Raw genomic sequence first — 23,989 nt, forward strand, 5'->3', positions numbered from 1 at the left:
GGGTCCGGTGCGGGTGACACGACGACGGCGCCGCCCCGGTGGGGCGGCGCCGTCGCCGTTCTCTCAGTCCCGCCGTGCGGGGAGGCCGCGCCGGTGCCGCGGTGGGATTCCGTTCAGGTGTCCGGCGGACCGCCCCGGGACCGGCGGGCGCGGCGGGGGAGAGCCGTCGCGCCCGCCGGCTGTGCGGGGTCGCGCCCTAGCTCACGACGGGCAGGGCCTCGGAACCGGGCAGTTCCATGAAGGTCGGGTGCTGCGTCATGCCCGCGGGGGTCTCCTGCGGGACGGTGCCGCCCTCAATGGACAGCAGGTCGCTGGTGTCCACGTCGTTCAGCAGGTCCGTGCCCCGGCTCAGCGCGGCCACCAGGTCCTCGGCGGTCTCGGTGTTGACGCCCTCGGCGACCCCGGGCACCCCGGCGTCGGCGAGCTGCGGCACGACGGAGTCCACCGCGTCGTCGACCACGGGCACGCCGGTGCCGGAGAGGCGGGGCACCTCGGACTCGGCCAGGGGGCCCTCCACGTTCAGGGGCCGGAACTCGGCTGCCCTGAGGTCGCCGCTCTCGGAACCGCTCCTGAGGGCGCCGGCCAGGTCGCCCAGGCCGGGCGTCGCGGGAGCCGACGCGCTCTGCCGCACGGTGGAGGAGCCGCCCAGGCCCAGGGCGTCCTCCAGAGCGGGGGCCTCGGCGCCGTCCAGCGCCAGGCTGTTGCCGCCGGTCACCGAGGACAGGTCGGAGGTGTCGGGCAGCCTGGCGACGTCGTGGAGCCGGGAGGTGTCCGGCAGCTGGGCGACCTGGTCGACCCGGGGCAGGTCCACCTGCTCGCGCAGCCCGTAGACCGACTCCAGGGTCTGCGGCAGCACCGTGACGGCGGTCTCCTCCACCGCCTCACCCGCCCGGTGGCCGCCGTGCTCCAGGGCCCGCCCGGCGTCGTGGCCGATGGTGTCGTGGGGGTCGCCGTCCAGGCCGGTGGCGTCCTGGACCTCGAAGACGGTGTCGGCCAGCTCGGAGGTCGGGTTGGACACCTCGCCGAGCGGGGTCCGGATGTCCTCCCCCTCGGGCAGCGGGGCGGACAGGTCGGGAGCGGGCTTGTCGGGGTTGTGCGCGGTCTCCTGGAGCTCCGACAGGGCGCTGTCGGCGATCGGCCCGACGCCCTCGGGCGCCACGCTGTTCAGGGTGGGGGCGACGCCCTCCACCAGGGCGCGCTCGACGACGGGCGCGATCTCGTGGACGGGCGAGGAGAGGCTCTCGGCACCGGAGACTCCGGCGCCGAGGGCGACGAAGCCCGCCGTTCCGGCGGAGAGGAGGACGGCCCTGGCTGATATGCGCTTGACCTGCGTCATGGGTTTCCCTTCGGAGGTTGTGCTCTGGATCAGTGGATACGGGGGCCGAACGCGTGGGGCGCGCTCGGCCGGAGCCGGGGCGGACCACCGGCTGGCGTGAATTCCGTGAACGGGGCACGGGACTCAGGTCAGCTCCCAGAGGGCGCGCGGAGGGGCGGGCTGGGACGGGTCCGTGCGCGGGAGCGTGCGTCCGCGCGGGAGGGACGCGTCCTAGTCGGGGGAGACCGTGGGGTCGTCGCTGGGGCCGACGGGCACCGTGAGCAGGGCCCTGGCGGCGAGCAGGACGGCGTCGGCGGAGGGCGCGGTGACGGGCGCCGCGGTGAGGTAGCCGGCGACGGCGGGAACGGGGGCGGAGCCCCCGGCGGGCGCGGCCGAACCGGTGGTGAGCTGGTGGGCGGAGGAGCCGGGGACCGGTGCCGCCGCGTCCGGCCGCTCGCTCCGGTCCTCGCCGGAGGAGGCCCCGGCGGTGTCCGCGGGGAGGACGGCGCCGTGCCCGTGGACGGTCCCGTACGCGGTCCCGCCGACGGCGTCGTCGTCCTCCGCCCGCTCGCGCGGGTCGGTTCCGGAGCCGTCGCCGTCCGGTTCCGCGGCGGGCCCGGAGACCGCGGAGGCCACGGCGGAGAGGAGTCCCCCGGCGGTGCGGCCGTCGCGGTCGAGTTCGCGGACCACGCCCCGTGCGCCCTCGCCCATCCCGGCGACCGGCCACGCGGCCTCGGGCAGGACCGCGGCGGTCCCGGCGGCGGTGCGCCCGGCCCCGTGTTCGAGGCGCTGGTGCACCGTGCCGAGGGTGGAGGCGACCGGCTCGGTCACCTGGCCGACGCCCCCGGGGACGACCTCGCCGAGGCGGCCGGGGTCCCCGAGCCGGAGGGAGGAGGCGTCCAGGGGCGCACTGTCCAGGGAGGCGCGGCCGGAGGAGGAGTGGTCCCGCGGGGTGTGGTGCGGGGCGGTGTGCTCCGAGGGGGCGCGGTCGTGGTCTTCGGAGGTGCCGGAGAAGCCCTCCGACAGCCGGCCGGCGGTGAGTGAACCCTCGCCGAGCAGGGAGCGGGAGGCGCCCGCGCCGGAGCCGCCGGAGTCAGCGGAGGCGGGGGCCGCGCCGAGCAGCCACAGGCCGACCAGCAGCGCCCCGGCCAGCAGCGGCAGCAGGAGCAGGGAGGGCGCCTCGGGGCACACGGCCGCGACGGCGCGCGTGGCGCGTGCCGTTCGGCTGGTGCGAGGCATGGAAGGGCCCTCCGGGACGTGCGGCCTGGTCCGAGCCGGGGGAGGACCCCGGCTCGCGACCTGACGTTAGCACAGAGTCACAGAGGGTAGTTTGGGTTTTCCGTGGTCGGGGAAGGCCGGGTCAGTCCGCGGGCTCCGGTCGGGTGGGTTCCCCCGGAAGCGGCTTCCGGGGTCGCCGGGGCTCCCGTCGCCGCTGGTCGTCGTGGCCCCCGTCCTGCTTCCCGGTCGGCTCCCCGGGCTGTTCCCCGGTCTGCTCCCCGGGTTGTTCCCCGGGCTGTTCCCCGGTCTGCTCCCCGTCCCGGCCGGAGGCGCGTGGCCGGGGGCGGGAGCGGACGTCGCGGACCTGGTCGACGACGAACACGCACAGCGCCAGCCACACCAGCGCGAAGCCCAGCCAGCGCGCGGGCGGCATGTCCTCGCCCTGCACCAGCCAGCCGACGAAGAACATGATGACCGGGGCGATGTAGTGGAGGATGCCGATGACGCTCAGGGGGACCTGGCGCGCGGCCATGCCGAACAGCAGCAGCGGCAGGGCGGTCACGAAGCCGCCGCCGACCAGCAGGGCGGTGTGGCCCGCCGACACCGAGAACGCGGTTCCGGCGCCGGTGGCCTCCAGGTGGACCACGAAGCCCAGCGCGGGCAGGAACATCACCAGGGTCTCGATGGTCAGGCTCTGCACGCCGTCCAGGTCCACGTACTTCTTCACCGCGCCGTAGGCGGCGAAGGAGGAGGCCATGAGCAGCGACAGCCACGGGGCCACGCCGTAGGCGACGGTCATCACGGCCACGGCCAGGACGCCGAGGCCGACCGCCACCCACTGGAGGGTCCGCAGCCGCTCGGAGAACAGCATCACCCCCAGGCACACCGACATCAGCGGGTTGATGAAGTACGCCAGCGAGGCCTGGAGGGTCTGCTCGGTGGAGACCGCGTAGATGAACCCCCACCAGTTGACGGAGATCAGCACCGCCGCCGCGGCCACCGGCAGCAGGCGGCGGGGGCTGCGCAGCACCGAGGGGAACCAGGACCAGCCCCGGCGGGTGGCGAGGAGGACGACGCACATCGCGAGCAGGGCCCACACCATGCGGTGGGCGAGGATCTCGCTGGGTTCGGAGGAGGAGAGGAGTGGCCAGTACAGGGCCGCCACGCCCCAGAGGAGGAAGGCGGCCGCCCCGAGGACGACACCACGCTTGGATTCCGGCACGCCAGCAATGGTAGGACGAATTGTCCGGAGTGTCTTCCTGTGGCTGCGGCGACGGCCGCCACACCGTCCGCGTTCGTCCACAGGTTCGATTGCGTCCGTGCGCCGGGCCAGGCCCGCGGATACCCTGGGAAGCATGTTCGGGACAAAGACGACCATGGTCGATCCAGCACGCGCCCTGCCCGGTCGGGACACCCCGATGGACGTGCCCTTCGGGCACACGGTGCTGGGCACCAGCCTCACCCCGCCCTACCCGGAGGGCAGCCAGATCGCCGACGTGGCGATGGGCTGCTTCTGGGGCGCCGAGCGCATGTTCTGGCGCCTGGGAGCTGAGCGGGGGATCATCACGACCGCGGTGGGCTACGCGGGCGGCTACACGCCCAACCCGACCTACGAGGAGGTGTGCTCGGGCCTGACCGGGCACACCGAGGCGGTGCGCGTGGTGTTCGACCCCGAGCGCATCTCGTACGCGGAGATCCTCAAGGTGTTCTGGGAGGGCCACGACCCGACCCAGGGCATGCGCCAGGGCAATGACGTCGGCACCCAGTACCGGTCGGCGATCCTGTACCACGACGACGCCCAGCGGATCGCGGCCGAGACCAGCCGCGACGCCTTCCAGCCGGTGCTGGCCCGGGCGGGCTACGGGCCGATCACCACCGAGATCGCGCCGCTGCGCGCGTTCTACTTCGCAGAGGACCACCACCAGCAGTACCTGTCCGACGCCAAGAACCCCAACGGCTACTGCGGCATCGGCGGAACCGGTGCCAGCTGTCCGATCGGTGTGGCGCCCACGGAGTGATGAGGGGGCCTCTCCGCTCAGGCCCGCGTTGGCGTGACGGAGCCGCCGGGACCGCCGAGCCGGTCGGAGGCGCCCGGCGGGACGGGGCCCCGCCCGCTCCGGCCCCGCCGTCGGCGGGTTCCCGGGGCGGGCGGGGCCCTCGCGCTACTTGACCGCGCCCGCCGACAGCCCGGACACGAGGTAGCGCTGGACCAGCATGAAGGCGACCACCACCGGCAGGGAGATGGTCACCGACGCGGCCAGCAGCTCGTTCCACAGGGTGTCGGTCTGGCTGGTGTAGAGCTTCAGCCCGATGGAGAGCGTGCGGGTCTCGGTGTCGGTGAGCACCGAGGCGAACAGCACCTCGCCCCAGGCGGTGATGAACGCGAACACCCCGACGGCGAGGATGCCCGGGCGGGCCACGGGGAGGATGACCCGGACCAGGGCGCCGATCCTGCTGGTGCCGTCGATCATCGCCGCTTCCTCCAGGCCCTCGGGGATGGCGCTGAAGTACCCGGCCAGCATCCAGATCGAGAACGGCAGGGCGAAGGTCAGGTAGGTGATGATCAGCCCGGTGTAGGAGCCGGTGAACTCGACGCCGGTGAGGTCCTCCAGCCGCACGAAGATCAGGAAGAGCGGCAGCAGGAACAGGATGCCGGGAAACATCTGCGTCGAGAGCACCGTCATGCTGAACAGCCGCCTGCCGCGGAACCGCAGCCGTGACAGCGGATAGGCGGCCAGCACCGCCACCACCAGTGCCAGGGCCGTCGCCGTGGTGGTGACGATCAGGCTGTTGGTGAGATAGCGGGCCAACGGGATCGTCGTCCACATGTCCACGTACGGCTGGAGGGTGACGCGGTCCGGAAGCCAGGTGAACGTGCCCCGGACGTTCTCCAGCGGCTTCACCGAGGTCACCACCAGCACGTACAGGGGCAGCACGGTGAACACGGTGAGGAAGGTCAGGACGATCCGGCGGAACCAGCGGAATCCTCGTGTCTCACGCATCGCCACTCCCCTTGGGCAGCACCATCCGGACGTAGACCGCCGACGCGATGACCAGTGCGACGAGCAGCAGCACGCTCATCGCGGAGCCCAGTCCGAAGTTCCAGTTGACGAAGGAGTGCTCGTAGATCAGCGGTGAGATCAGCCTCGCGCTCTCGGGCGAGGTGTCGCCGAAGAGCAGGAAGGGGATGTTGAACTCGTTGAACGTCCACAACGTCATGACGAGCAGCACGACCGCGTTCGCCGAGCGCACCATGGGCAGCGTGATGCCGGTGAACCGCCTCCAGGTCGAGGCGCCGTCGATGGCGGCGGCCTCGTACATGTCCTCGGGGATGCTCTGCAGCGCAGCCAGCAGCATCAGGAACGCGAACGGCCACAGCCGCCACACCGACACGATCACCAGCACCCAGAAGGCGTTCTCGCCGATGAGCCAGAACGGACGCTCGTCCAGCAGCCCCAGGTCCTCCACGAGCAGGCGGTTGACCATGCCGTCGCGCTGGTTGAACATGAACGCCCAGACGATCGCGGCGACGTAGACCGGCAGGGCGTAGGGCACGAGGAACAGTGTGCGCAGTACGCCGCGTCCCCGGAACTTCGTGTTCAGCGCGACGGCGGCGGCCATCCCCAGCACCCACGACACCCCCACCACCAGCACGGTGTAGACGGTGGTGCGGAACAGGCTCTCGAACAGGGCGCTGCCCAGGGCGTTCCCGGGATCGAGGCCGCGGACGAAGTTGTCGAGGCCGACCAGCGGCGCCGTCGTCCAGCGCCGGATGGTCAGCTGCGTCAGCGAGGTGAACGCGATGTAGATCCCCAGGCCCATGGGGATGATATGGACCAGCAGCTCCAGTACCGCCGCCGGCAGCAGCATGCCGTACGGCAGGAACCACCCAGGGCGGCGCCTGCTCCGCCTGCCCGGTTCCTCCACGGGGCCGGTCCCGGGCCGGACCTCAGCGGTACCGGACCCCTGTTCTTCTGTAGTCGACATCTAGCGCCTCCATCAGACGGCCGCCCCGCCGCGGGGACGAGGCGACCGAAGGGATACACCGCCTAGGGTCTGTTTTTTGGACGGGCCTCGGCTTGCGGGGGTTGGTTCGGGCGTCCACGGGGTCCTGGAGGTGGCGGAGGCGGGTTCGTGAGGAACGAGCGAACCAGCCGTAGACACCACCGCGCCTGCTACAACCCGATTTCCGTTCTTCGGGCGCCCGAACACGGACCGAAGCGAAGCGGAGGTCCAAAAAACACCGCCTAGTTCGCGGCGTCCATCTGGGTCTCGGCTTCCTCCATGGCCTGGCGGACGTCGGCCTCGGTGACCTCGCCGCCGGTCGCCACCTGGGCGAAGAGCCTGCCGATCGCCTCGCCGAGCACCGTCTCCATCTGGCCCTCCTCGGGGATCAGCGGCATCGGCGCGGAGTGCTCGGCGAGGATCGTGCGGAAGACCTCCATCGACTCGTCGCCCCGCAGCTCCTCGCTGTCGTAGGACTCGGTGGCCACCGGCAGCGTCTGGAACTCCTGGGACAGGTACACCTGCTCCTCCGGGCTGGTCAGGTGCTCGACCAGTCGCAGGGCGCCCTCCTTGTCGTCGGTGTCGTTGAAGACGCTGATGTTGATCCCGGCCGCGTGGCTCTGGATGGGCTCGCCCGGCAGCGGGTCGAGCATGGGCACCTGGGCGACCTCGTAGTCCTCGAATCCGCGGGCGGCCATGCTGGTGCGGGCGCTGCCCTGCACGATGATCATGGCCGCGCGCCCGTCGACGAAGTCGCTGATGCCCTGGGTGCCGTCGCTGAACTCGGCGCTGCTGGGGTCGACGACCTCCTCCACGGCCATCAGGTCCACCCACTGCTTGACCGCGGTGACCTGCTCGTCGGAGGAGAAGGTGGGCCCGTCCTCCCCCCACAGCCCTCCGCCCTGCTGCTGGCCGAGGATGAAGGCCATGTGGGAGTTCTGCCGCTCGTTGCCGCCCTCCAGCACGAAGCCGTACTGGTCGACCTCGCCGTCGTCGTCGGTGTCCCTGGTCAGCTCGTCCGCGGTGTCGACGAACTCCTCCCAGGTCGCGGGCGGCGCCTCGATGCCCGCTTCCTCGAACATGGTGGGGTTGTAGAACAGCGCGTAGGACAGTCCGTAGAGCGGCACCGACGTCGGCGGCTGACCCTCGGCGCCGCCGGTGGCGAAGCTGGTGCTGACGAAGCGCTCCTCGCCGCCCACCGCTTCGAGGTCCGCGCCCTCGTAGGGCACGAAGGCACCGGTCTCCTGGAGGCTGGCCGCCCAGGTGTTGCCGATGTTGAGTACGTCGGGACCGTCGCCGCTGCTGACCGCGGTGAGGATGCGGTTGTACAGCTCGCTCCAGGGGATGACCTCCAGTTCGACCTCGACACCGGTCTCCTCGGTGAAGCGGTCGAGCGCGGGCTGGAGGACCTCCCGGTCCTCCTCCACGCTCGCTCCCTGGTTGCTGGCCCAGTAGGTCAGCGTCTGGTCCCCGGAGTCCTCACCGGAACCGCAGCCCGTCAGTGCGACGGCCAGTCCCAGCGCGGTCGAAGCGGACAGGAGTGCTGTGGGGGGTGTCTTCACGGCCGTCTCCGTTTCTCTGTATGCCGTGTGGGCCCGTCGTCAGCGTCGGCGGTGACGGAACAGGCAGGTCGGACGCGCCCGTCGACCCGTGGGCGAGAGCATCGAAAACCGTGGGCCACACAGTCGCCCCGAGTGGCCCGACGATTAGGTAAACCGGTTTACCTGGCCAGTGTAGGCGAGATCACAGAAAGGCAGGAGAGTCAGTTGTGGAACCGTTACAAGCGGGGGTCCGGCTGTCCGGACGACTTCCTCAGGCGGAGCTCGCCGGTGAGCACGGTCGACAGCGGCGGTTCCTGTCCCTTGAGCATGTCCAGCAGGATGCGGGCGCCGACACTGCCCAGCGCGCGGTGCCTGTTGCGGACGGTCGTCAGCGGCGGCGTGACGAACGAGGCCAGGGGGATGTCGTCGAACCCGGCCACCGCCATGTCGTCGGGGATGCTCAGACCCGCCTCCCTCAGCACGGAGTAACCGCCTATGGCCATGAGGTCGCTGCCGTAGAAGACGGCGGTGGGGCGTTCGCCGCCGCGCCCGGCGATGATGCGCTCCGTGGCCTGGGCCCCGCCCGCGATGGTGTAGCCGCCGTTCTCCTCCACCGGCCCCGGCTCCAGTCCGAACTCGCGCACCGCCTGCTCCCAGTGGCGTCGGCGCTGGAGCGCGTGCAGCATGTGGGGGTCGCCCTGGACGTGCGCGATGTGCTGGTGGCCCGCCTCGACGAAGCAGCGGACCAGACCGCGGATCGCCTCCCTGGAGTCATTGGTGATCGTGGGGAAGTCGGAGGAGCCCTCCGGTGCGCCGACCACGACGGCGGGCGCGCCCAGACGGCGCAGCAACGCGGGGCGGCCGTCGTCCGTCCGCAGGTCGGTGACCAGGAAACCGTCGACGAAGTGGTCGTTGAACAGCCGCTCGTAGGTGGCGGTCTCGGTCCGCTCGTCGGGTACGAAGCGGATGACGGTGGCGTGCTCCTCGCCGGAGAGCACCGACTCGATACCGGACAGGAACGACGGGAAGAACGCGTCGAAGTCGAGTATCTCGGGGGAGCGGCGTACGACCAGACCGATGGTGCCCAGCGACTTGCCGTTGAGCGCGCGTGCGACGTAACTCGGGCTCCAGCCCAGTTCTACCGCCGCCTGGCGGATGCGTTCGCGGGTACTGGCGCTGGTACCGGTGCCGGTGTTCAACGCCCGTGACACAGCGCCCTTGCTCACGCCCGCCCGACGGGCGACATCGCTGATCGTGGGGCGCTTTCGACCCGTGCTCCCGCTTGTCATGGTGAAGATGGTAGTCCGCCGGACTCCGGGGGCCCGAGTCGATAGTGCCTGGTACCGCGGCCTGCCGGGCCCGGGGCGGCCTCGGCCGGGGGGAAGGGGCGGTGGACGAGAGGCCTCCCGTACTAGGGTGTGCCGTTATGGACTGGACCCAGCGGCTCGGATCCGTCAAACGGTGGACCCGTGCCGGGGTCCGCGCCCCCCACAAGCCCCTCCTGTTGCTGTACGCGCTCGCGCACCACCAGCGGCACGGCAACGCCCCCATCGTCTACAGCGAGGCCGAGGCCCGGCTCGCGCGACTTCTGCGGGAGTTCGGCCCGGCGAAGCCCACCCACCCCGGTTATCCCTTCCACCACCTGGAGACCGACGGGTTCTGGCGGGTCACCACGGTGGACGGGGAGGGGTCTCCGGGATCGGGGGTGACCCTGCTGCGCGGGAGGGAGGCGCGGGGCAGGCTGAGCGCCGACCTGGACGCGGCCCTGCGGGACGACCCCGGCCTGGCCGCCCGCATCGGCCGCCACCTGCTCGACGACAACTTCGCCCCCTCGCTGCACGAGGGCATCATCGCCCTCACCGGTCTCAGCGTGGGCCAGGGGCCGGTCCCCGCGCCGGGGGAGGGCGGCGTCCGCGACCCCCGGTTCCGGGAGGCCGTGCTGACCGCCTACGAGCACCGGTGCGCGTTCTGCGGGTACGAGGGGCGGCTGGACGACGTGTCGGTCGGGCTGGAGGCCGCCCACATCCGCTGGTGGTCGCACGACGGCCCCAACGACCTGGACAACGGCCTGTGCCTGTGCCCGACGCACCACCTGCTGTTCGACCGCGGCGTCCTCGGGCTCACCGGCGAACTCACCGTCGCGGTGTCCCCGAGGTTCGAGGCCCGATCCCCCGCGGCCGAGACGGTCGTCCTCTCCCTCGCCGGGCGCGAACTCCTCCGCCCGGACCCGGGGCACCCCGCCGTCGAACCCGCCCATGTCGACTGGCACTCCAGGCAGGTCTTCCGGCGCGCCGCCGCCTGAGATCCCCCGCCCCGAGTGCCGCGAAACGGGCTGGATGGTGACACGGGTCACGCGCGTGTCAGGATTCTGTTAACACCCGCGTCACGTTCGGTCGTATTGTTCGTGCAACGCCCACCTGCGCGTTCGCCCGGCAGGGGCTTCCGCGTCCCCCGCCACGGCGCCTGGAGAACACATGATCACGTACCCCGCGCGCTTTCGCCTGTCGCTCACCGGTTCCCTGTTCATCGGCTACGTGCTCCTGCTGGCACTGGCCCTCACCGCCGTGGGCGCGCTGTGGGCCGTCCACATGGACCGGGTCACCGACCGCCACTACGCCGACCGGGTCCTGAGCCTGGCCCGCTCCGTGGCCGTGATGCCGGAGGTCGTCGGGGGCCTCCAGTCCGCCGACCCGGCGGCCGAGCTCTCCCCCCTGGCCGACCGGATCGACTCCGCCACCGGCACCGAGTTCGTGGTCATCGCCTCCCCGGAGGGGATCCGCTACTCCCACCCCGACGACGAACTCATCGGCCGCACCGTGTCCACCCCGCCCGGATCCGCCGCGGAGGGACGGGAGTGGACCGGTGTGCAGGAGGGGACCCGGGGGCGCACCGTGCGAGCCAAGGTCCCGGTGTTCTCCGGCGGCGGCTCGGTCAACGGCGGCGACGCGCGGGGCGAGGTGGTCGGCTACGTCTCCCTGGGCATCCTCGCCTCCAGCGCCGCCACCGAGGCCAGGGCCGCGATCCCCGCCATACTGGGCACGGTGGCGGTGGTGCTGGTCCTGGGCGTGGCCGGTGCGTGGGCCCTCTCCCGCCAGGTCCGCACCAAGACCCACGGGCTCGAACCCGCCGACATCACCTCTCTGCTGGAGAGCCGCGAGGCCCTGCTGTACGCGGTCCGCGAGGGCGTGCTCGCCGTGGACGGCTCGGGCCGCCTCGTCCTGGCCAACCCGCCCGTCCGGGAGATGCTCGGTCTCCCCGAGGACGCCGAGGGCCGCGGCCTCGACGAACTCGGCCTGTCCGAGCGCGTCCGCGACATCGTCTCCGGTGCCGACCCCGGCGACGACCGCCTTCTTCTGGCGGGGCACCGCATCCTGGTCGCCAACCGGATGCCGGTCCACGTGCGCGGCCAGGACGCCGGTGCGGTCGTCACCTTCCGAGACCGCACCGAGCTGGACCGGCTCACCGGTGAGCTCGACGGCGCGCGCACGGTCACCCGCGGCCTGCGCGCCCAGACCCACGAGTTCGCCAACCGGGTGCACACCATCGCCGGGATGCTCGAACTCGGGGCCCACGACGAGGCCCGCGCCTACCTCGCCGACCTGTCCGCGACGCACAGCCGCACCAGCGAGGACATCTCCCGGCACGTCGACGACTCCGCGCTGGCCGCGCTGACCATCGCCAAGTCCGCGCAGGCCTCCGAGCTGGGCGTCGACCTGCGGCTGTCCCCCCTCACCAGCGTCCCCGCCCTGGCCAGGGACGTGCGCTCCGACGCGCTGCTCGTCCTCGGCAACCTGGTCGACAACGCGCTCGACGCGGTGGCCTCGTCCCCGCACGGGTGGGTGGAGCTGATGGTGCGGCTGCACCGGGCCGACGGCACCGACCTGCCGCACGACCTGCTGGAGATCCGGGTGACCGACTCCGGGCACGGCGTGTCCGACGACGTGGCGGAGGAGATCTTCCGGCTCGGGTTCACCACCAAGGCGTCCAGGGACGGCGGCACGCGCGGACTGGGCCTGGCACTGGTCAAGCAGGTCTGCGAGGGAAGAGGGGGAAGCGTGGAGATGGAGGCGCCCGACGCCGACGAGGGCGCGGTGTTCACCGCCTGTCTGCCCCTGTCGGGGGCCGACGCGCCGCTGGGGGCGGTCCGATGATCCGCGTCCTGGTCGTGGACGACGACGTGCGGGTGGCGCGCAACCACCAGGAGCTGGTGGAGTCGCTGCCCGGGTTCACCGTGGCGGGGGTCGCGCACACGGCCGCGTCCGCCCTCACCCAGATCCGGGGGCACCAGCCCGACCTGGTGCTGCTCGACCTGCACCTGCCCGACGCCTCGGGGATCTCGGTGATGCGCGCCCTGCGCGCCGCCGCCACCAGCGCCGCGCCCCAGCAGACGGACTTCCTGATGATCACCGCCGTGCGCGACATCGGCCAGGTGCGCTCGGCCATGCACGGCGGGGCGGTCCACTACCTGCTCAAGCCGTTCCCGCTCAGCGTGCTGCGCGACCAGCTGGAACGCTACGCCGTGGCGCGCCGGAGGATGGACGCCGACGGGGAGGCCACCCAGCAGGAGGTGGACCGGCTGTTCGGACTGCTGCGCCCGGCCGCGGGCCGGTCGCTGCCCAAGGGGCTGACCCCGACCACCGTGGACCTGGTGGCTGGAGTGCTGAGGGAGGCGCAGGGGGACGTGTCGGCCTCGGAGGTGGCCGAGCGCGCCGGGGTGTCCCGGGTGACCGCGCGGCGCTACCTGGAGCACCTGTGCGCGAACGGCCGGGCCGAGCTGCGCATGCGCTACGGCTCGGCGGGCCGCCCCGAACACCTCTACCGCTGGACGGCCTGAGCCTCCTCGGTGCCGCCGCCGGTGTGCCTCCTCCACGGGCCGCTGGCGGTGAGCCAGTGCGGCACGAGCTTCACGGGGAAGGGGAGGTCGGTCTCGAAGACGTCCTCGCCGTGGGCCTGGACGACCTCCTGGTAGCAGCCGTCCTCCAGACGGAGTTCGACGAGCCCGACCTTGTCGGCTAGAGGGTTGATGATCCAGTAGGAGGGGACGCCGAACGCCGCGTATTCGCGGCGCTTGGTGTGGTTGTCCCGTAGGACGCTTTCGGGGGAGACGATCTCCACGGCGAGAAGCGGGGGAACATCGAAGTAGCCCTGTGGTGGCAACTCGCAGTCGAAGACCGCCAGATCAGGAATACGGTGATGGGTTCGCTCGGCGTTCAGGTCGACACCAGGACCCTCACCGATCTCCAACTCGTCCGGAGCCACGGTACCGAGGTGAAAACCCAGGCGGTAGGAAACGCGCGTGTGCAGGGGCTTGGGGGCTGGTGACACGTCAAGCCGCCCGTCGACCAGCTCGTACCGCCGTCCGTCGTCCGGCGTGTTCTCCAGGTCGTCCACGGTCAGGCGTCGTTCGGGTGCTTCCGGGTGCCTGGTAGTCATGACCAACATCATGCCTCCTCGTCTTCATGAGGGCCGGTATTCGTGTGCACGATCGGTTACCGGCGGGTTGCACGGAGAAAGCCTCGCAAGGGTGTCCGAAACCCGGCCCCGCACCTGGCCCCTTGCCCCCGGAAGTGTCAGTGGCCCGTGTCACACTCGGCCCATGTTGGACCATCTCGGAATCCAGGTCAGTGACCCCGCGGCCAGTGCCGCCTTCTACGACGCCGTCCTCGCCCCGCTGGGCGCGCGCCGCGTCCTCGACTTCGGCGAGAACATCGGCTACGGCACTTCCGATCCGGACTTCTGGATCGGACCCGCGCCCACGTCCGGTGAGGCCCGCGAGTCGCACTTCGCCTTCACCGCGCCCGACCGGGCGGCGGTGGACGCCTTCTTCGCCGCGGCCGTCGAGGCGGGCGCGGAGGTGCTCCACGAGCCGAAGGTCTGGCCGGAGTACCACGAGCACTACTACGGCGCGTTCGTCCGCGACCCGGACGGCAACAACGTCGAGGCCGTCGCGCACGCGCCCGCCTGACCGGGCCCCCCGGAACACGCCGGGGCGCGGGCGGCCGCACACCGGTTCGTCCCGCCTGTCCGGGCACGCCGCCGGAGCACGGGCGACGGGAACGGCGGAGGCCTCGGCGGGTCCCGCCGCCCCCCGCCCCCCCCCGACTGCCCCATGTGCTGGCCGGAACCGTCGCTGGTGTGCCGCACGGGTCCTGACCTGCTGATCTTGTGCTTATAGCGAGGTCGGGCGGTCGAGACGCGCTACAAGTACAAGAAGCGTCACGGCGGAGGGCGCGGCCCCGGCGAAGGCACTAGGCCGTGCCGACGGCGCGCCTGCCCGTGGCCGCCTCCGCCGCCGCGACCGCGCTGTTGTGCGACACCTCGCCCAGGAGGCCCGGCGCCGCCACCGCGTCACCGGCCAGGTAGACGCCGTCGCCCCGATCGACGGCCGGGCGGTCCCGCCACGTGTACCCCGGCAGGTCCAGCGCGCCCGTGCGCCCGCGCGCCACCTGGTCGCGCCGCCACGTCACCCGCTCCCGCCACCCCGGCAGGGACAGGTCCAGGAACCGCTCCAGCCGCTCGGTGACCCGAGTCCGGGACTCGCCCGGCCGCACCGGCAGCTGCGCCTGGACCAGCTCCTCGCCCGCGGGGGCGAGCGTGCGGTCCACCAGCGAGTAGCGCTCCAGGAAACCGCACTCGTCGGCGTCGAAGACGATGAAGGGGTCCCGGCCGCGCCGCAGCCCCAGATCCACCATGAGGGTGTGCCCGCTCTCCCACTCCAGCGAGTCGTCGCCGAGCAGCGCGCGGGCCGAGGCCAGCGACGTCGCGACGATGGTCGGGGTGCCGGGGAGCGCGTCCACCCGCTCCCCGGTCCCCACGCGCACCCCCATCTCCCGGGCCCGCCCGGCCAGCCGCCCCACCAGCGAGGACCAGCCGCCGACCAGGTACTTCGGCGAGGGCCAGCGGGGGTTCGTGACCCGCAGGAACCGCTCCCAGACGAACGCGGCCGACAACCGCGACGGGTCGGAGTCGAACAGCGCCACGCCCATCATGTTCGCGGCCACGCGCGCGGGCTCCTCCCCGAGGGACTCCCGCGCCCACGAGCCGAAGTCCCGGTCGTGCGGAGCGCGCAGCCGCCGCCGCGCGGCCGCCCGGAGCAGGGAGACCGGCGGCGCCCCCACACGCCCCCGGTCGCGCACGCGCACCCGGGGCACGCCGCGCGCGGGGAAGGGCAGGTACGGCGGGAGCAGGTCGCGCTCGGCCAGCCACGCGAACAGCGGGCCGTCGCCGTACAGCACGTGCGGCCCCTCGTTGGCCGTGTACGGCGGTTCGGTGGAGCGCGCCCGCCCGCCCAGGGTCGGGTGCGCTTCCAGCAGGGTGACGTTCGCGCCCCTCTCGGCGCTGGCGATGGCCGCGGTCAGTCCGGCGAGCCCACCGCCCACAACGGTGATGTCCATGCCCCTAGGACGGTTCGGGCGACCGCAGACGTGACATCTTGTCGGGGTTGACCAGAAGGTACACGTGCCGCACACGGCCGTCGGCGATGTCCAGGGACAGGAGCGCGATCACCCTGCCCCCGACGGAGACGGCCGCGGCCGGACCGCCGTTGACCTCGATGACCGCGGGCCGCAGCTCCTCCGCGCCGCCCAGGCCCGCCGAGGCGAGGAAGCGCTCCATGTTGTGCGGCCGCGACAGTGCGGACAGGAACCGGCCGACCTTCTCCGCGCCCTCCATCGTCCGGCGTGGCGCCCGGGTCCGCCCCCCGCTGTCGCTGACCAGCGTGACGTCGTCGGCCAGCAGACCGGTCAGCCCCTCCAGGTCGCCCTCCAGGCAGGCCCCCAGGAAGCGCTCGGTCATCCGCCTCCGCACGGCCCGGTCTGCCTCGAACCGGGGGCGCCTGTCCCGTACGTGCTCGCGCGCCCGCCGGGCGAGCTGGCGGGTGGCGGCCTCCTCCCGGCCGATCACCGCGCCGATCTCGGCGTAGGGCATCTGGAAGGCCTCGCGCAGCACGAACACGGCGCGCTCCAGCGGGCTGAGGGTCTCCAGGACCACCAGCAGCGCGAACTCGACCGAGTCCGCGAGCTCGGCGTGCTCGGCCCCGTCGGGGATGTCGCTGACCGGCTCGGGCAGCCAGTCGCCCACGTAGGACTCCCGCCGGGCCCGGGCGCTGCGCAGCCGGTCGATGGCCAGGCGTGAGGTGACGGTGACCAGGTAGGCGCGCGGGTCGTCCACCGCGGCCGGGTCGACGCAGGACCAGCGCAGCCAGGTCTCCTGGACGAGGTCCTCCTCGTCGGAGGCGCTGCCGAGGATGCGGTAGGCGACGCCGGTCAGGAGGGAGCGGTGCTCTTCGAAGACATCGGTGGTCATGACAGGCAGACGTACCAGCTCCGGCCGTACGTGACATCCCCCGGCCGAGGAACGGGCCCTTGCGCCCGCTGGGACGCCCCTGCCGGCGAACGGGGCCCGTCGGCACACCCTCCCCGAAGGCGGGAGTAGTAACGTGGCGCGGTCAGAGCGCGGACGAGGGGGAGTGCAGCCGCTGTGTACCGACTGCGCAGGTGGGAGCCGGGGGACGCCGACCGGGTGCTGGAGGCCTTCGCCGAGCCGGAGCTGGCCTGGCAGTCGCCCGAGGTCCCCGACACCCCGGAGCTGGCCGCGGCGTGGATCGGCCGACAGCGCGCCCGGGCGGAGGAGGGCACGGCCTTCGGCTTCGCGGTCGTCGAGGAGGTCGGGCCGGTGCTGGGACACGTCCAGGTCACCGTGACCAGCAGGAACCACGACACCGGCTGGGTCTCCTACTGGACCCTGGCCGAGGCACGGGGCCGGGGCGTGGCCACGGCCGGGACGCTGCTGGTGAGCGAGTACGCCTTCGCCGAGGCGGGCCTGTTCCGGCTGGAGCTGGGGCACCGCCTGAACAACCCGGGGTCGTGCCTGGTGGCGCGCCGGTCCGGGTTCCGTCCGGAGGGGATCGAGCGGAGCAAGCTGCGCTACGGCGCTGAGCGCTTCGACACGGGCGCGCACGCCCGGCTGGCCACCGACCCGGTGGAGGGCGTCGAACCGCGGCCCTGCGCGCCCTGACCGTCGTGCCCGGCGCGGACACGGAACGCGGGGCGCGGCGTGCGCCGTGCCCCGCGTCCACCCCCACAGAAGGTCGTACGCAAGAGGTTCGTCGGGTCGACCGGTTAGTCCTCGACGGAGATGCCGGAGGTGCTGTCGCCGGAGACCACGTTGCAGTTGCCGCCCAGGGTGAAGCCGTCGAAGGCCAGCACGTCGGCGCAGATCGGCACGGTGATGTTCTGGATCTCGGCGTTGTTGTCCGCGGCGGCGGTGCCGGACATGGCGCCCAGGGCGAGTCCGGTGGCGAGGATGAGGCCGGAGACGGAGGCGAAACGCTTCATGGTGTTGGTCCTTTTCGGTTCGTGGTGTGATGGTTGGTGCTGGCAGGACCCGCGGGTCCCGCTGCGACGGAGCCGGGTGCGAGGGCGGCCCGGTCCTAGTCCTCGACGTGGATGCCGCTCGTGGAGTCCCAGTTGACGACGTTGCACTCGCTGCCGCTGACGCCGGAGGCCGCGAGGACGTCGAGGCAGATCGGGATCGTCACGTTCTGGACCTCGGCGTTGTTGTCCGCGGCGGCGGTCCCGGTGAAGGCACCGAACGCGAGGCCGGTGGCGAGGACGAATCCGGAAACCTTGGCAATACGGGACATTCTTCTTACCTTTCGGAAGTTCCAAACAGGGTGGCTGCATCCGCCGGAATTAACTTAGCGTAGTCACGAGCGCGCTTGGAGTACTTTCAGGGGAGAATCCAGAGTTTCCCTGGAGTTTCCTCGGCTTCAGGGTGGACATGCCGGACATATAGCCGCTTCGCCGGGGACAGGTTTTACCCAACCGAAAGCAGGGACAGAAGCGATGTCTGACTAATGCATCGGAACCTGGACTTGTCCGACATCAGGCACACGAAAAAGGCCCGCACGGCTGACCGTGCGGGCCTGGTGCCTCGCTGTGGGACGGGCTTCGCCGCGGGACTACCAGCCCTGCTGCTGCCCGTACCCCGGGTACTGCTGCCCGTAGCCGGGCTGCTGGCCGTACCCCGGCTGCTGCTGCCCGTACCCCGGGTACTGCTGCTGGTCGTAGCCCGGGTACTGCTGCCCGTAGCCGGGCTGCTGGCCGTAACCCGCGTACGGGTCCTGCGGCTGCGCGCCCGTCGGCGGGTGCGGGTAGGCGTGCTGCTGGCCCGAGGGCTCCTGCTGGTGCTGGTGCTGCTGCTCGGCCCTGGCGGCGTCGTCCTTCTTGCTGTCGGGGTCCGGGCGGAAGATGAACAGACGGGCGGGCTTGTCACCCTCGTCGCCCGGAGTGATCAGGTCCAGGCGCCACCCGGCCTCCTCGATCCCCTCCAGGATGCGGGTCAGTCCGGGACGCAGCTTGCTGGAGGCCTCGTCGTAGGCGTTCACCTCCAGCTGGATGATGAACATCCGGCGCTTCTGCTGCGCGGCGACCTTGGCGTGCTCGACGACCGTGCTGTCCCTCACGACCTGCGTGACGCTCATGAATAACCGTACCCATCTGCTCTGCGTGGAGCTTGCCGTACTCGTCGGGCTGACACCCGGTCATCCGCGTCCACCGTGGCGGGACTCCGCCGGGCTCCGCAACCATCATGCCCCCTGGAGGCGCATCTGGCCACAGAGAGCCGTGGGCGCCCCCTCAGGAGGAGGCGGCAGCGGCGCGGACGGCCTCGGCGACGGGTGTCTCCCCGTTCACCAGGTTGAGAACCCTGCCGACCGTCCCCGGTTCGTCCAGAAGGGCGACGATCACCGAGGCCACGTCGTCCCGGGTCACCGCGTCGCGCTCGACCTCCCCGCCCAGCTCCACCCTGCCGGTGCCCGGGTCGTCGGTCAGCCGTCCCGGGCGCAGGATCGTCCAGTCCAGCTCCAGGTCGCGCTCGCGCAGGTCGGCGTCGGCCGCGCGCTTGGCCTCCACGTACGCGGCCCACACCTCGTCCGTGCCCTCCGGCACGGGCTCGTCCACGTTGATGGCCGACACCTGGACCAGGCGGCGCACGCCCGCCAGGGAGGCCGCGTCGGCGGTCAGTACGGCGGCCTTGTGGTCGACGGTCCCCTTGCGGGCGGTGCCGCTGCCCGGGCCCGCGCCCGCGGCGAACACGACGCCGTCGGCGTTCATGACCTTCTCCGTCAGCTCGGTGACGGTGGCTTTCTCCAGGTCGATCACGACCGGTTCGGCACCGGCGTCGACGACGTCCTGGGCGTGGTCGGGGTTGCGGATGAGGGCGACGGGCTCGTCACCTCGGTCGGCCAGCTGCCTGGCCAGCCGCAGTGCGATCTTCCCGTGTCCTCCGGCGATGACGATACGCATGGGGGAGAGCGTATGCCCTCGCGGTGCGGTGGGCGGGGTAGCGACCCTGTCCGCCGGGTCACATCCCGCTTTTCCGTGCGCCCGGCCCGGCCCACGGGCGGCGGGTGGCGCGGTGCCGCGTGCGGCCGGGGCCGGTGGCGGCCGGGCCCATCCACCAGCGGCGGAGGCCCCGCCCACCAGCGGAGGAGGGAGCGGCCGCACGGACCCCCGGTGTGTCCGGGCCCGCACACGGCGGGACCCGGACACACCGGTCCGGACACGGCCCTACTCCACCCTCCAGGTGTCCCCGCTGGCCAGCAGGGCGGCCAGCTCGCCGTCACCGCGCTCGGCGCGCGCGTCGGCGACCTGCTCGTTCACCAGCTCGTCGTAGGCCGGGCGGCGCACGTCCCGCAGCACCCCGATCGGCACGTGCTCGAACGCGGGCTGGTCCAGGCGCGACAGCGCGAACGCGTACCCCGGGTCCTCCCGGTGCGCGTCGTGCCGCAGCAGCCGGTCCTCTCCCACCGAGTCCACGTCCACGACCTCCAGGCCGCCGAACTCCCCGGCGACCACGCCCCGGTCCGGGCCCAGCCGCAGCGGCTCGCCGTGCTCCAGGCGCAGCAGCCGGACGTCCCGCGCCGCCGGGTCCTTCAGCGGCTCGAAGGCGTCGTCGTTGAAGATCGGGCAGTTCTGGTAGATCTCCACGAACGACGCGCCGGGGTGGTCGGCCGCCGCCCGCAGCACCGACGTGAGGTGCTTGCGGTCGGAGTCGACGGTGCGGGCCACGAACGTGGCCTCCGCGCCCAGCGCCAGCGACAGCGGGTTGAACGGGTGGTCCAGCGAGCCCACCGGCGAGGACTTGGTGATCTTCCCCGGCTCGGAGGTGGGGGAGTACTGGCCCTTGGTCAGCCCGTAGATCCGGTTGTTGAACAGCAGGATGTTGATGTTGACGTTGCGGCGCAGCGCGTGGACGAGGTGGTTGCCCCCGATGGACAGCCCGTCGCCGTCACCGGTCACCACCCACACCGACAGGTCCGGGCGGCTGGTGGCCAGCCCGGTCGCGATCGCCGGGGCGCGCCCGTGGATCGAGTGCATGCCGTACGTGCTCAGGTAGTACGGGAAGCGCGAGGAGCAGCCGATGCCCGACACCATCACGATGTTCTCGCGCGGCACGCCCAGCTCGGGCAGGAAGGACTGGAAGGCGGCCAGGATCGCGTAGTCGCCGCAGCCCGGGCACCAGCGCACCTCCTGGTCGGACTTGAAGTCCTTCATCTTGTACGCGGTGTCGGTCCTGGGCACCAGGCGCAGTCCGCCCGGAACCTCCGGCGCCCCGTGGACGTGGCCGTCCCCGCCGGGGCCCATCACGTTCTCAGTCACGGTCGATGACCTCCTGAAGCACGCCCGCGAGCTCCTCGGCCTTGAAGGGCAGGCCGCGGACCTTGTTGTAGCCGATGACGTCGACCAGGTACCTGCCGCGCAGCAGCAGGGACAGCTGGCCCAGGTTGATCTCGGGGACCACCACCCGCTCGTACCGGTTGAGCACCGTGCCGAGGTTGGCCGGGAACGGGTTGAGGTGGCGCAGGTGCGCCTGCGCCACCCGGCCGCCCGCGCGGCGCACGCGGCGCACCGCCGCGGTGATCGACCCGTACGTGCCGCCCCAGCCGAGGACCAGCACGTCCGCCTCCCCGCCGGGGTCGTCCACCTCCAGCTCGGGGATGTCGCGGGCGATCGCGTCGATCTTGGCCTGGCGCGTGCGGACCATCAGGTCGTGGTTGGCGGGCGTGTACGAGATGTCGCCGCTCTGCGCGTGCTTCTCGATACCGCCGATCCGGTGCTCCAGACCCGCCGTGCCCGGCACCGCCCACGGACGGGCCAGCGTCTCCTCGTCGCGGAGGTAGGGCAGGAAGGTCCCGCCCGGCCCGTTGGGCCCGGTCGCGAACGCCGGGTCGATCCGGGGCAGCTCGGACACCTCCGGCAGCCGCCACGGCTCCGAGCCGTTGGCCAGGTACCCGTCGGAGAGCACGACCACCGGCGTGCGGTAACGCACCGCGATCCGCACGGCCTCCAGCGCGGCGTCGAAGCAGTCCGCGGGGGAGGCGGGCGCCACCACGGGCACCGGCGACTCGCCGTTGCGCCCGTACAGGGCCATGAGCAGGTCGGTCTGCTCGGTCTTGGTGGGCATGCCGGTGCTCGGACCGGCCCGCTGCACGTCCACGATGACCAGCGGCAGCTCGGTCATCACCGCCAGCCCCACCGTCTCCTGCTTGAGCACCATGCCCGGACCCGAGGTGGTGGTCACGCCCAGGGAGCCGCCGAAGGCCGCGCCCAGGGCGGCGCCCACACCGGAGATCTCGTCCTCGGCCTGGAACGTGCGCACCCCGAACCGCTTGTGCCGGGACAGCTCGTGCAGGATGTCCGACGCCGGAGTGATCGGGTACGAGCCCAGGAACAGGGGCAGCCCCGACCGCTCGGACCCGGCGATCAGCCCGTAGGCGGTGGCCAGGTTGCCGGTGATGTTGCGGTAGGTGCCCGCCGGGAGCCGCGCGGGCTTGATCTCGTAGGAGACCGCGAAGTCCTCGGTGGTCTCGCCGAAGTTCCACCCCGCCTGGAACGCGGTCAGGTTCGCGGCCAGGATGTCGGGCTTGGCGGCGAACTTCGACTTCAGGAACGAGGTCGTCCCCTCCGTCGGCCGGTTGTACATCCACGACAGCAGGCCCAGGGCGAACATGTTCTTGGCCCGCTGCGCGTCCTTCTTGGAGATGTCGGCGCCGGACAGCGCCTCCACCGTCATGGACGTCAGCGGCACCGCGCTCACCTTGAACGCGTCCAGCGTCCCGTCCGTCAGCGGGTCGACCGTGTACCCGACCTTGGCCAGGCTGCGCTTGGTGAACTCGTCGGTGTTGACGATCACGGTGGCGCCCCGGGGCAGGTCGCCCAGGTTGGCCTTGAGGGCCGCGGGGTTCATCGCCACCAGCACGTCCGGGGCGTCCCCCGGCGTCATGATGTCGTGGTCGGCGAAGTGCAGTTGGAAGCTGGACACCCCGGGCAGGGTTCCGGCGGGGGCGCGGATCTCCGCGGGGAAGTTCGGCAGGGTCGACAGGTCGTTGCCGAACGACGCGGTCTCCTGGGTGAAGCGGTCACCGGTCAGCTGCATGCCGTCGCCGGAGTCCCCGGCGAAGCGGATGATGACGCGGTCGAGCTGTTCGATCTGTTTGGCCACTGAGATCGACGACCTCCTTGGTGAGCCGCCGGTCGTGACGGGCGGCGGCGCTCGGGTGTCGCCCCCGACCGGACCGCGCCGTCGCGGGCCGGGTGTCTGGCTCGGGGACGTGGGGACAGCGTTCGCGGCCCTCGCGATCGCCGGATGCGCCAACCCGGTCTCGCGCGGTGCGGCCGCGCCGCGACGGCCGGGTCGTGAAGGGGCCAGCCTTCAACGACACGGCCGCCCGCACACCGAACCGAGGGGCTGGAGTCCCGACGGCCTGGCATGCGGAGTGATGAGGGCCACGTTCGCACTATAAGTCGTCGGGGTGCCGAGGCCGCGCGCGGGTGGCCATTCTCACACGGAGGGGGTTAGGAGGGGTGTGGCTGTGGACGGAGGTACGGGTGGTGCAGGAGAGACAGCAGGTGAGAAGGAGGTCGGTGATGCCTCGGACGTTGGACCCGTAACGGGAACGCGGAGCGGCGACCCGCACGTTTGCCACCATGTACGCATTCATCGTCGGCTGAACGAGGAGGTGGTGGCGTGCACGTCAGCGTGGCCCGCGCGGCCGGTCTGTTCGTCGGCGCCGCGGTGCTCGTCGTCCTGGTCGGCTGGCTGTGCGGAGCCGAGAAGGGCGCCCAGTTCTCCGTGGCCCTGGTGCTGTGCGCCGGGGTCCTGGTCTACCTCTTCGGGGAGTCCCTGGCACTGCGCGCGATGCGCGCGCGGCCGGTGAGCGAGATCGAGCGCCCCGAGCTGTACCGGATCGTCCGCGAGCTGGCCACGGCCGCCCGGCAGCCGATGCCCCGGCTCTACCTGTCGCCCGTGCGCTCGCCCAACGCCTTCGCCGCCGGCAGCAGCCCGCGCCGCGCCTCCCTGTGCTGCACCACGGGGCTGCTGCGCACGCTGAACGAGCGCGAGCTGCGCGGCGTGATCGCCCATGAGCTGGCGCACATCCGGGCCAACGACACGCTGATCAGCTCGGTGGCGACCACCCTGACCGCGGTGATCACCGCGACGACCGCCATCGCCCTCCTCGTCCCGCTGGGGGACTCCGAGGAGAGCGACATGCCCACCCTGCTGGGCGGTCTGATGACGGTGCTGCTGGCGCCGCTGGCGGCCATGGTCGTCTACTGCGGGGTGGGGCGCCGGCGCGAGTTCCGGGCCGACGAGCAGGCCGCGCGGCTGACCGGCGACCCGCTGGCGCTGGCCGACGCCCTGCGCAAGCTGGAGGTGGGCGCGTTCCGGTACCCGCTGCCCCGGGAACGCAGCCTGCTGGCCTCGGCGCACCTGATGACCACCAACCCGTTCCCGAGCGGTGTGGGCCGCCTGTTCGCCGCGCACCCGCCGACGGCGGAGCGCGTCCGGCGCCTGCGGGAGCTGCGCCGCGGCTGGGACCTGGGCCACTGAGGCGGTTCCGGTGGGA

The 23,989-nt window shown here is 72.1% G+C and carries 23 protein-coding genes; 7 read left to right on the plus strand and 16 right to left on the minus strand.

From position 1 onward, the window contains the following. Positions 1–196: 196 nt before the first annotated feature. The 3 genes from HGB44_RS11270 to rarD form a co-directional block, all read right to left on the minus strand. Entirely contained in the window at positions 197–1,336 is a 1,140-nt protein-coding gene (locus tag HGB44_RS11270) for a hypothetical protein (RefSeq protein WP_061083232.1), read from the minus strand. Positions 1,337–1,546: 210 nt separating this feature from the next. Continuing rightward, complete coding sequence (locus tag HGB44_RS11275; protein WP_061083231.1) at positions 1,547–2,554, minus strand: hypothetical protein; 1,008 nt, start codon at positions 2,552–2,554, stop codon at positions 1,547–1,549. A gap of 121 nt (positions 2,555–2,675) precedes the next feature. Next, a complete protein-coding gene (gene rarD, locus HGB44_RS11280) occupies positions 2,676–3,755 on the minus strand; it encodes an EamA family transporter RarD (protein WP_061083230.1) in 1,080 nt (359 codons plus the stop codon). 133 nt (positions 3,756–3,888) lie between these two features. Between rarD and msrA the strand changes: the two genes are divergently transcribed. Beyond that, positions 3,889–4,551: a peptide-methionine (S)-S-oxide reductase MsrA gene (gene msrA, locus HGB44_RS11285; protein ID WP_082768619.1), complete on the plus strand. Its 663-nt coding sequence runs from the start codon at positions 3,889–3,891 to the stop codon at positions 4,549–4,551. Between the two features lie 144 nt (positions 4,552–4,695). Here the strand turns inward: msrA and HGB44_RS11290 are convergent, their stop codons facing one another. The 4 genes from HGB44_RS11290 to HGB44_RS11305 form a co-directional block, all read right to left on the minus strand. Next, positions 4,696–5,535, minus strand: coding sequence for a carbohydrate ABC transporter permease (locus tag HGB44_RS11290; protein ID WP_061083402.1), 840 nt, complete (start codon positions 5,533–5,535; stop codon positions 4,696–4,698). Further along, complete coding sequence (locus HGB44_RS11295; RefSeq protein WP_061083401.1) at positions 5,528–6,520, minus strand: carbohydrate ABC transporter permease; 993 nt, start codon at positions 6,518–6,520, stop codon at positions 5,528–5,530. Before HGB44_RS11295 ends, HGB44_RS11290 begins: the two co-directional genes overlap by 8 nt. 260 nt (positions 6,521–6,780) lie before the next feature. Beyond that, positions 6,781–8,100, minus strand: coding sequence for an extracellular solute-binding protein (locus tag HGB44_RS11300; RefSeq protein WP_061083400.1), 1,320 nt, complete (start codon positions 8,098–8,100; stop codon positions 6,781–6,783). Positions 8,101–8,315: 215 nt separating this feature from the next. Further along, on the minus strand, positions 8,316–9,368 hold the full coding sequence (locus tag HGB44_RS11305; protein ID WP_061083399.1) for a LacI family DNA-binding transcriptional regulator: 1,053 nt from the start codon (positions 9,366–9,368) through the stop codon (positions 8,316–8,318). A gap of 137 nt (positions 9,369–9,505) precedes the next feature. On the opposite strand from HGB44_RS11305, the gene HGB44_RS11310 reads away from it, so the two are divergent. The 3 genes from HGB44_RS11310 to HGB44_RS11320 all read left to right on the plus strand — a co-directional run bounded on the left by HGB44_RS11310 (position 9,506) and on the right by HGB44_RS11320 (position 12,913). Then, complete coding sequence (locus HGB44_RS11310; protein WP_061083398.1) at positions 9,506–10,381, plus strand: phosphorothioated DNA-binding restriction endonuclease; 876 nt, start codon at positions 9,506–9,508, stop codon at positions 10,379–10,381. 172 nt (positions 10,382–10,553) lie between these two features. After that, complete coding sequence (locus HGB44_RS11315; protein ID WP_061083397.1) at positions 10,554–12,230, plus strand: ATP-binding protein; 1,677 nt, start codon at positions 10,554–10,556, stop codon at positions 12,228–12,230. Beyond that, positions 12,227–12,913 carry a response regulator gene (locus HGB44_RS11320; RefSeq protein WP_061083396.1) on the plus strand — a complete coding sequence of 229 codons (687 nt, stop codon included), beginning with the start codon at positions 12,227–12,229 and terminating at the stop codon, positions 12,911–12,913. The genes HGB44_RS11315 and HGB44_RS11320 overlap by 4 nt, the downstream gene beginning before the upstream one ends. Here the strand turns inward: HGB44_RS11320 and HGB44_RS11325 are convergent. Continuing rightward, entirely contained in the window at positions 12,895–13,512 is a 618-nt protein-coding gene (locus tag HGB44_RS11325) for a Uma2 family endonuclease (RefSeq protein WP_061083403.1), read from the minus strand. The two genes, HGB44_RS11320 and HGB44_RS11325, sit on opposite strands and share 19 nt — an antisense overlap. Positions 13,513–13,675: 163 nt before the next feature. On the opposite strand from HGB44_RS11325, the gene HGB44_RS11330 reads away from it, so the two are divergent. Continuing rightward, the gene (locus tag HGB44_RS11330) at positions 13,676–14,044 is read left to right on the plus strand and encodes a VOC family protein (RefSeq protein WP_061083395.1); all 369 of its coding nucleotides are present in this window, start codon (positions 13,676–13,678) and stop codon (positions 14,042–14,044) included. 283 nt (positions 14,045–14,327) lie between these two features. On the opposite strand, the gene HGB44_RS11335 is transcribed toward HGB44_RS11330, so the two are convergent. Together HGB44_RS11335 and sigJ are read right to left on the minus strand one after the other, a co-directional pair. After that, on the minus strand, positions 14,328–15,473 hold the full coding sequence (locus HGB44_RS11335) for an FAD-dependent oxidoreductase (protein WP_061083394.1): 1,146 nt from the start codon (positions 15,471–15,473) through the stop codon (positions 14,328–14,330). 4 nt (positions 15,474–15,477) lie between these two features. Further along, the gene (sigJ, locus tag HGB44_RS11340; RefSeq protein ID WP_061083393.1) at positions 15,478–16,383 is read right to left on the minus strand and encodes an RNA polymerase sigma factor SigJ; all 906 of its coding nucleotides are present in this window, start codon (positions 16,381–16,383) and stop codon (positions 15,478–15,480) included. Between the two features lie 174 nt (positions 16,384–16,557). On the opposite strand from sigJ, the gene HGB44_RS11345 reads away from it, so the two are divergent. Continuing rightward, positions 16,558–17,094, plus strand: coding sequence for a GNAT family N-acetyltransferase (locus HGB44_RS11345; protein ID WP_061083392.1), 537 nt, complete (start codon positions 16,558–16,560; stop codon positions 17,092–17,094). Between the two features lie 104 nt (positions 17,095–17,198). Here HGB44_RS11345 and HGB44_RS11350 read toward each other — a convergent pair whose 3' ends face one another. From HGB44_RS11350 to HGB44_RS11375, 6 genes are all read right to left on the minus strand, one after another. Beyond that, positions 17,199–17,414 (minus strand): hypothetical protein, encoded by a 216-nt coding sequence (locus HGB44_RS11350; RefSeq protein WP_061083391.1) that lies wholly within the window; start codon positions 17,412–17,414, stop codon positions 17,199–17,201. A gap of 95 nt (positions 17,415–17,509) precedes the next feature. Next, positions 17,510–17,722 carry a hypothetical protein gene (locus tag HGB44_RS11355; protein WP_061083390.1) on the minus strand — a complete coding sequence of 71 codons (213 nt, stop codon included), beginning with the start codon at positions 17,720–17,722 and terminating at the stop codon, positions 17,510–17,512. A gap of 318 nt (positions 17,723–18,040) precedes the next feature. Further along, entirely contained in the window at positions 18,041–18,562 is a 522-nt protein-coding gene (locus HGB44_RS11360; protein WP_061083389.1) for a hypothetical protein, read from the minus strand. A gap of 154 nt (positions 18,563–18,716) precedes the next feature. Next, positions 18,717–19,385, minus strand: a complete 669-nt coding sequence (locus tag HGB44_RS11365) for an SDR family oxidoreductase (RefSeq protein WP_061083388.1) — start codon at positions 19,383–19,385, stop codon at positions 18,717–18,719. A 264-nt stretch (positions 19,386–19,649) separates the two neighbouring features. Continuing rightward, the gene (locus HGB44_RS11370; RefSeq protein WP_082768634.1) at positions 19,650–20,726 is read right to left on the minus strand and encodes a 2-oxoacid:ferredoxin oxidoreductase subunit beta; all 1,077 of its coding nucleotides are present in this window, start codon (positions 20,724–20,726) and stop codon (positions 19,650–19,652) included. Positions 20,727–20,733: 7 nt separating this feature from the next. Beyond that, positions 20,734–22,584 carry a 2-oxoacid:acceptor oxidoreductase subunit alpha gene (locus HGB44_RS11375; protein ID WP_061083386.1) on the minus strand — a complete coding sequence of 617 codons (1,851 nt, stop codon included), beginning with the start codon at positions 22,582–22,584 and terminating at the stop codon, positions 20,734–20,736. 525 nt (positions 22,585–23,109) lie between these two features. Between HGB44_RS11375 and HGB44_RS11380 the strand changes: the two genes are divergently transcribed. After that, positions 23,110–23,973 carry a M48 family metalloprotease gene (locus HGB44_RS11380; RefSeq protein WP_061083385.1) on the plus strand — a complete coding sequence of 288 codons (864 nt, stop codon included), beginning with the start codon at positions 23,110–23,112 and terminating at the stop codon, positions 23,971–23,973. Positions 23,974–23,989 lie beyond the last annotated feature (16 nt).

It is taken from the genome of Nocardiopsis alborubida (genome assembly GCF_012396365.1).
Lineage (GTDB): Bacteria > Actinomycetota > Actinomycetes > Streptosporangiales > Streptosporangiaceae > Nocardiopsis > Nocardiopsis alborubida.

Bases quoted from the DNA above. Each gene is read 5' to 3' on its own strand.
- HGB44_RS11270 (WP_061083232.1), bottom strand. From the start codon at position 1,336: ATGACGCAGGTCAAGCGCATATCAGCCAGGGCCGTCCTCCTCTCCGCC.
- HGB44_RS11275 (WP_061083231.1), bottom strand. From the start codon at position 2,554: ATGCCTCGCACCAGCCGAACGGCACGCGCCACGCGCGCCGTCGCGGCC.
- msrA (WP_082768619.1), top strand. From the start codon at position 3,889: ATGTTCGGGACAAAGACGACCATGGTCGATCCAGCACGCGCCCTGCCC.
- HGB44_RS11290 (WP_061083402.1), bottom strand. From the start codon at position 5,535: ATGCGTGAGACACGAGGATTCCGCTGGTTCCGCCGGATCGTCCTGACC.
- HGB44_RS11295 (WP_061083401.1), bottom strand. From the start codon at position 6,520: ATGTCGACTACAGAAGAACAGGGGTCCGGTACCGCTGAGGTCCGGCCC.
- HGB44_RS11305 (WP_061083399.1), bottom strand. From the start codon at position 9,368: ATGACAAGCGGGAGCACGGGTCGAAAGCGCCCCACGATCAGCGATGTC.
- HGB44_RS11310 (WP_061083398.1), top strand. From the start codon at position 9,506: ATGGACTGGACCCAGCGGCTCGGATCCGTCAAACGGTGGACCCGTGCC.
- HGB44_RS11315 (WP_061083397.1), top strand. From the start codon at position 10,554: ATGATCACGTACCCCGCGCGCTTTCGCCTGTCGCTCACCGGTTCCCTG.
- HGB44_RS11320 (WP_061083396.1), top strand. From the start codon at position 12,227: ATGATCCGCGTCCTGGTCGTGGACGACGACGTGCGGGTGGCGCGCAAC.
- HGB44_RS11325 (WP_061083403.1), bottom strand. From the start codon at position 13,512: ATGACTACCAGGCACCCGGAAGCACCCGAACGACGCCTGACCGTGGAC.
- HGB44_RS11330 (WP_061083395.1), top strand. From the start codon at position 13,676: ATGTTGGACCATCTCGGAATCCAGGTCAGTGACCCCGCGGCCAGTGCC.
- HGB44_RS11335 (WP_061083394.1), bottom strand. From the start codon at position 15,473: ATGGACATCACCGTTGTGGGCGGTGGGCTCGCCGGACTGACCGCGGCC.
- sigJ (WP_061083393.1), bottom strand. From the start codon at position 16,383: ATGACCACCGATGTCTTCGAAGAGCACCGCTCCCTCCTGACCGGCGTC.
- HGB44_RS11350 (WP_061083391.1), bottom strand. From the start codon at position 17,414: ATGAAGCGTTTCGCCTCCGTCTCCGGCCTCATCCTCGCCACCGGACTC.
- HGB44_RS11355 (WP_061083390.1), bottom strand. From the start codon at position 17,722: ATGTCCCGTATTGCCAAGGTTTCCGGATTCGTCCTCGCCACCGGCCTC.
- HGB44_RS11360 (WP_061083389.1), bottom strand. From the start codon at position 18,562: ATGAGCGTCACGCAGGTCGTGAGGGACAGCACGGTCGTCGAGCACGCC.
- HGB44_RS11365 (WP_061083388.1), bottom strand. From the start codon at position 19,385: ATGCGTATCGTCATCGCCGGAGGACACGGGAAGATCGCACTGCGGCTG.
- HGB44_RS11370 (WP_082768634.1), bottom strand. From the start codon at position 20,726: ATGGGCCCCGGCGGGGACGGCCACGTCCACGGGGCGCCGGAGGTTCCG.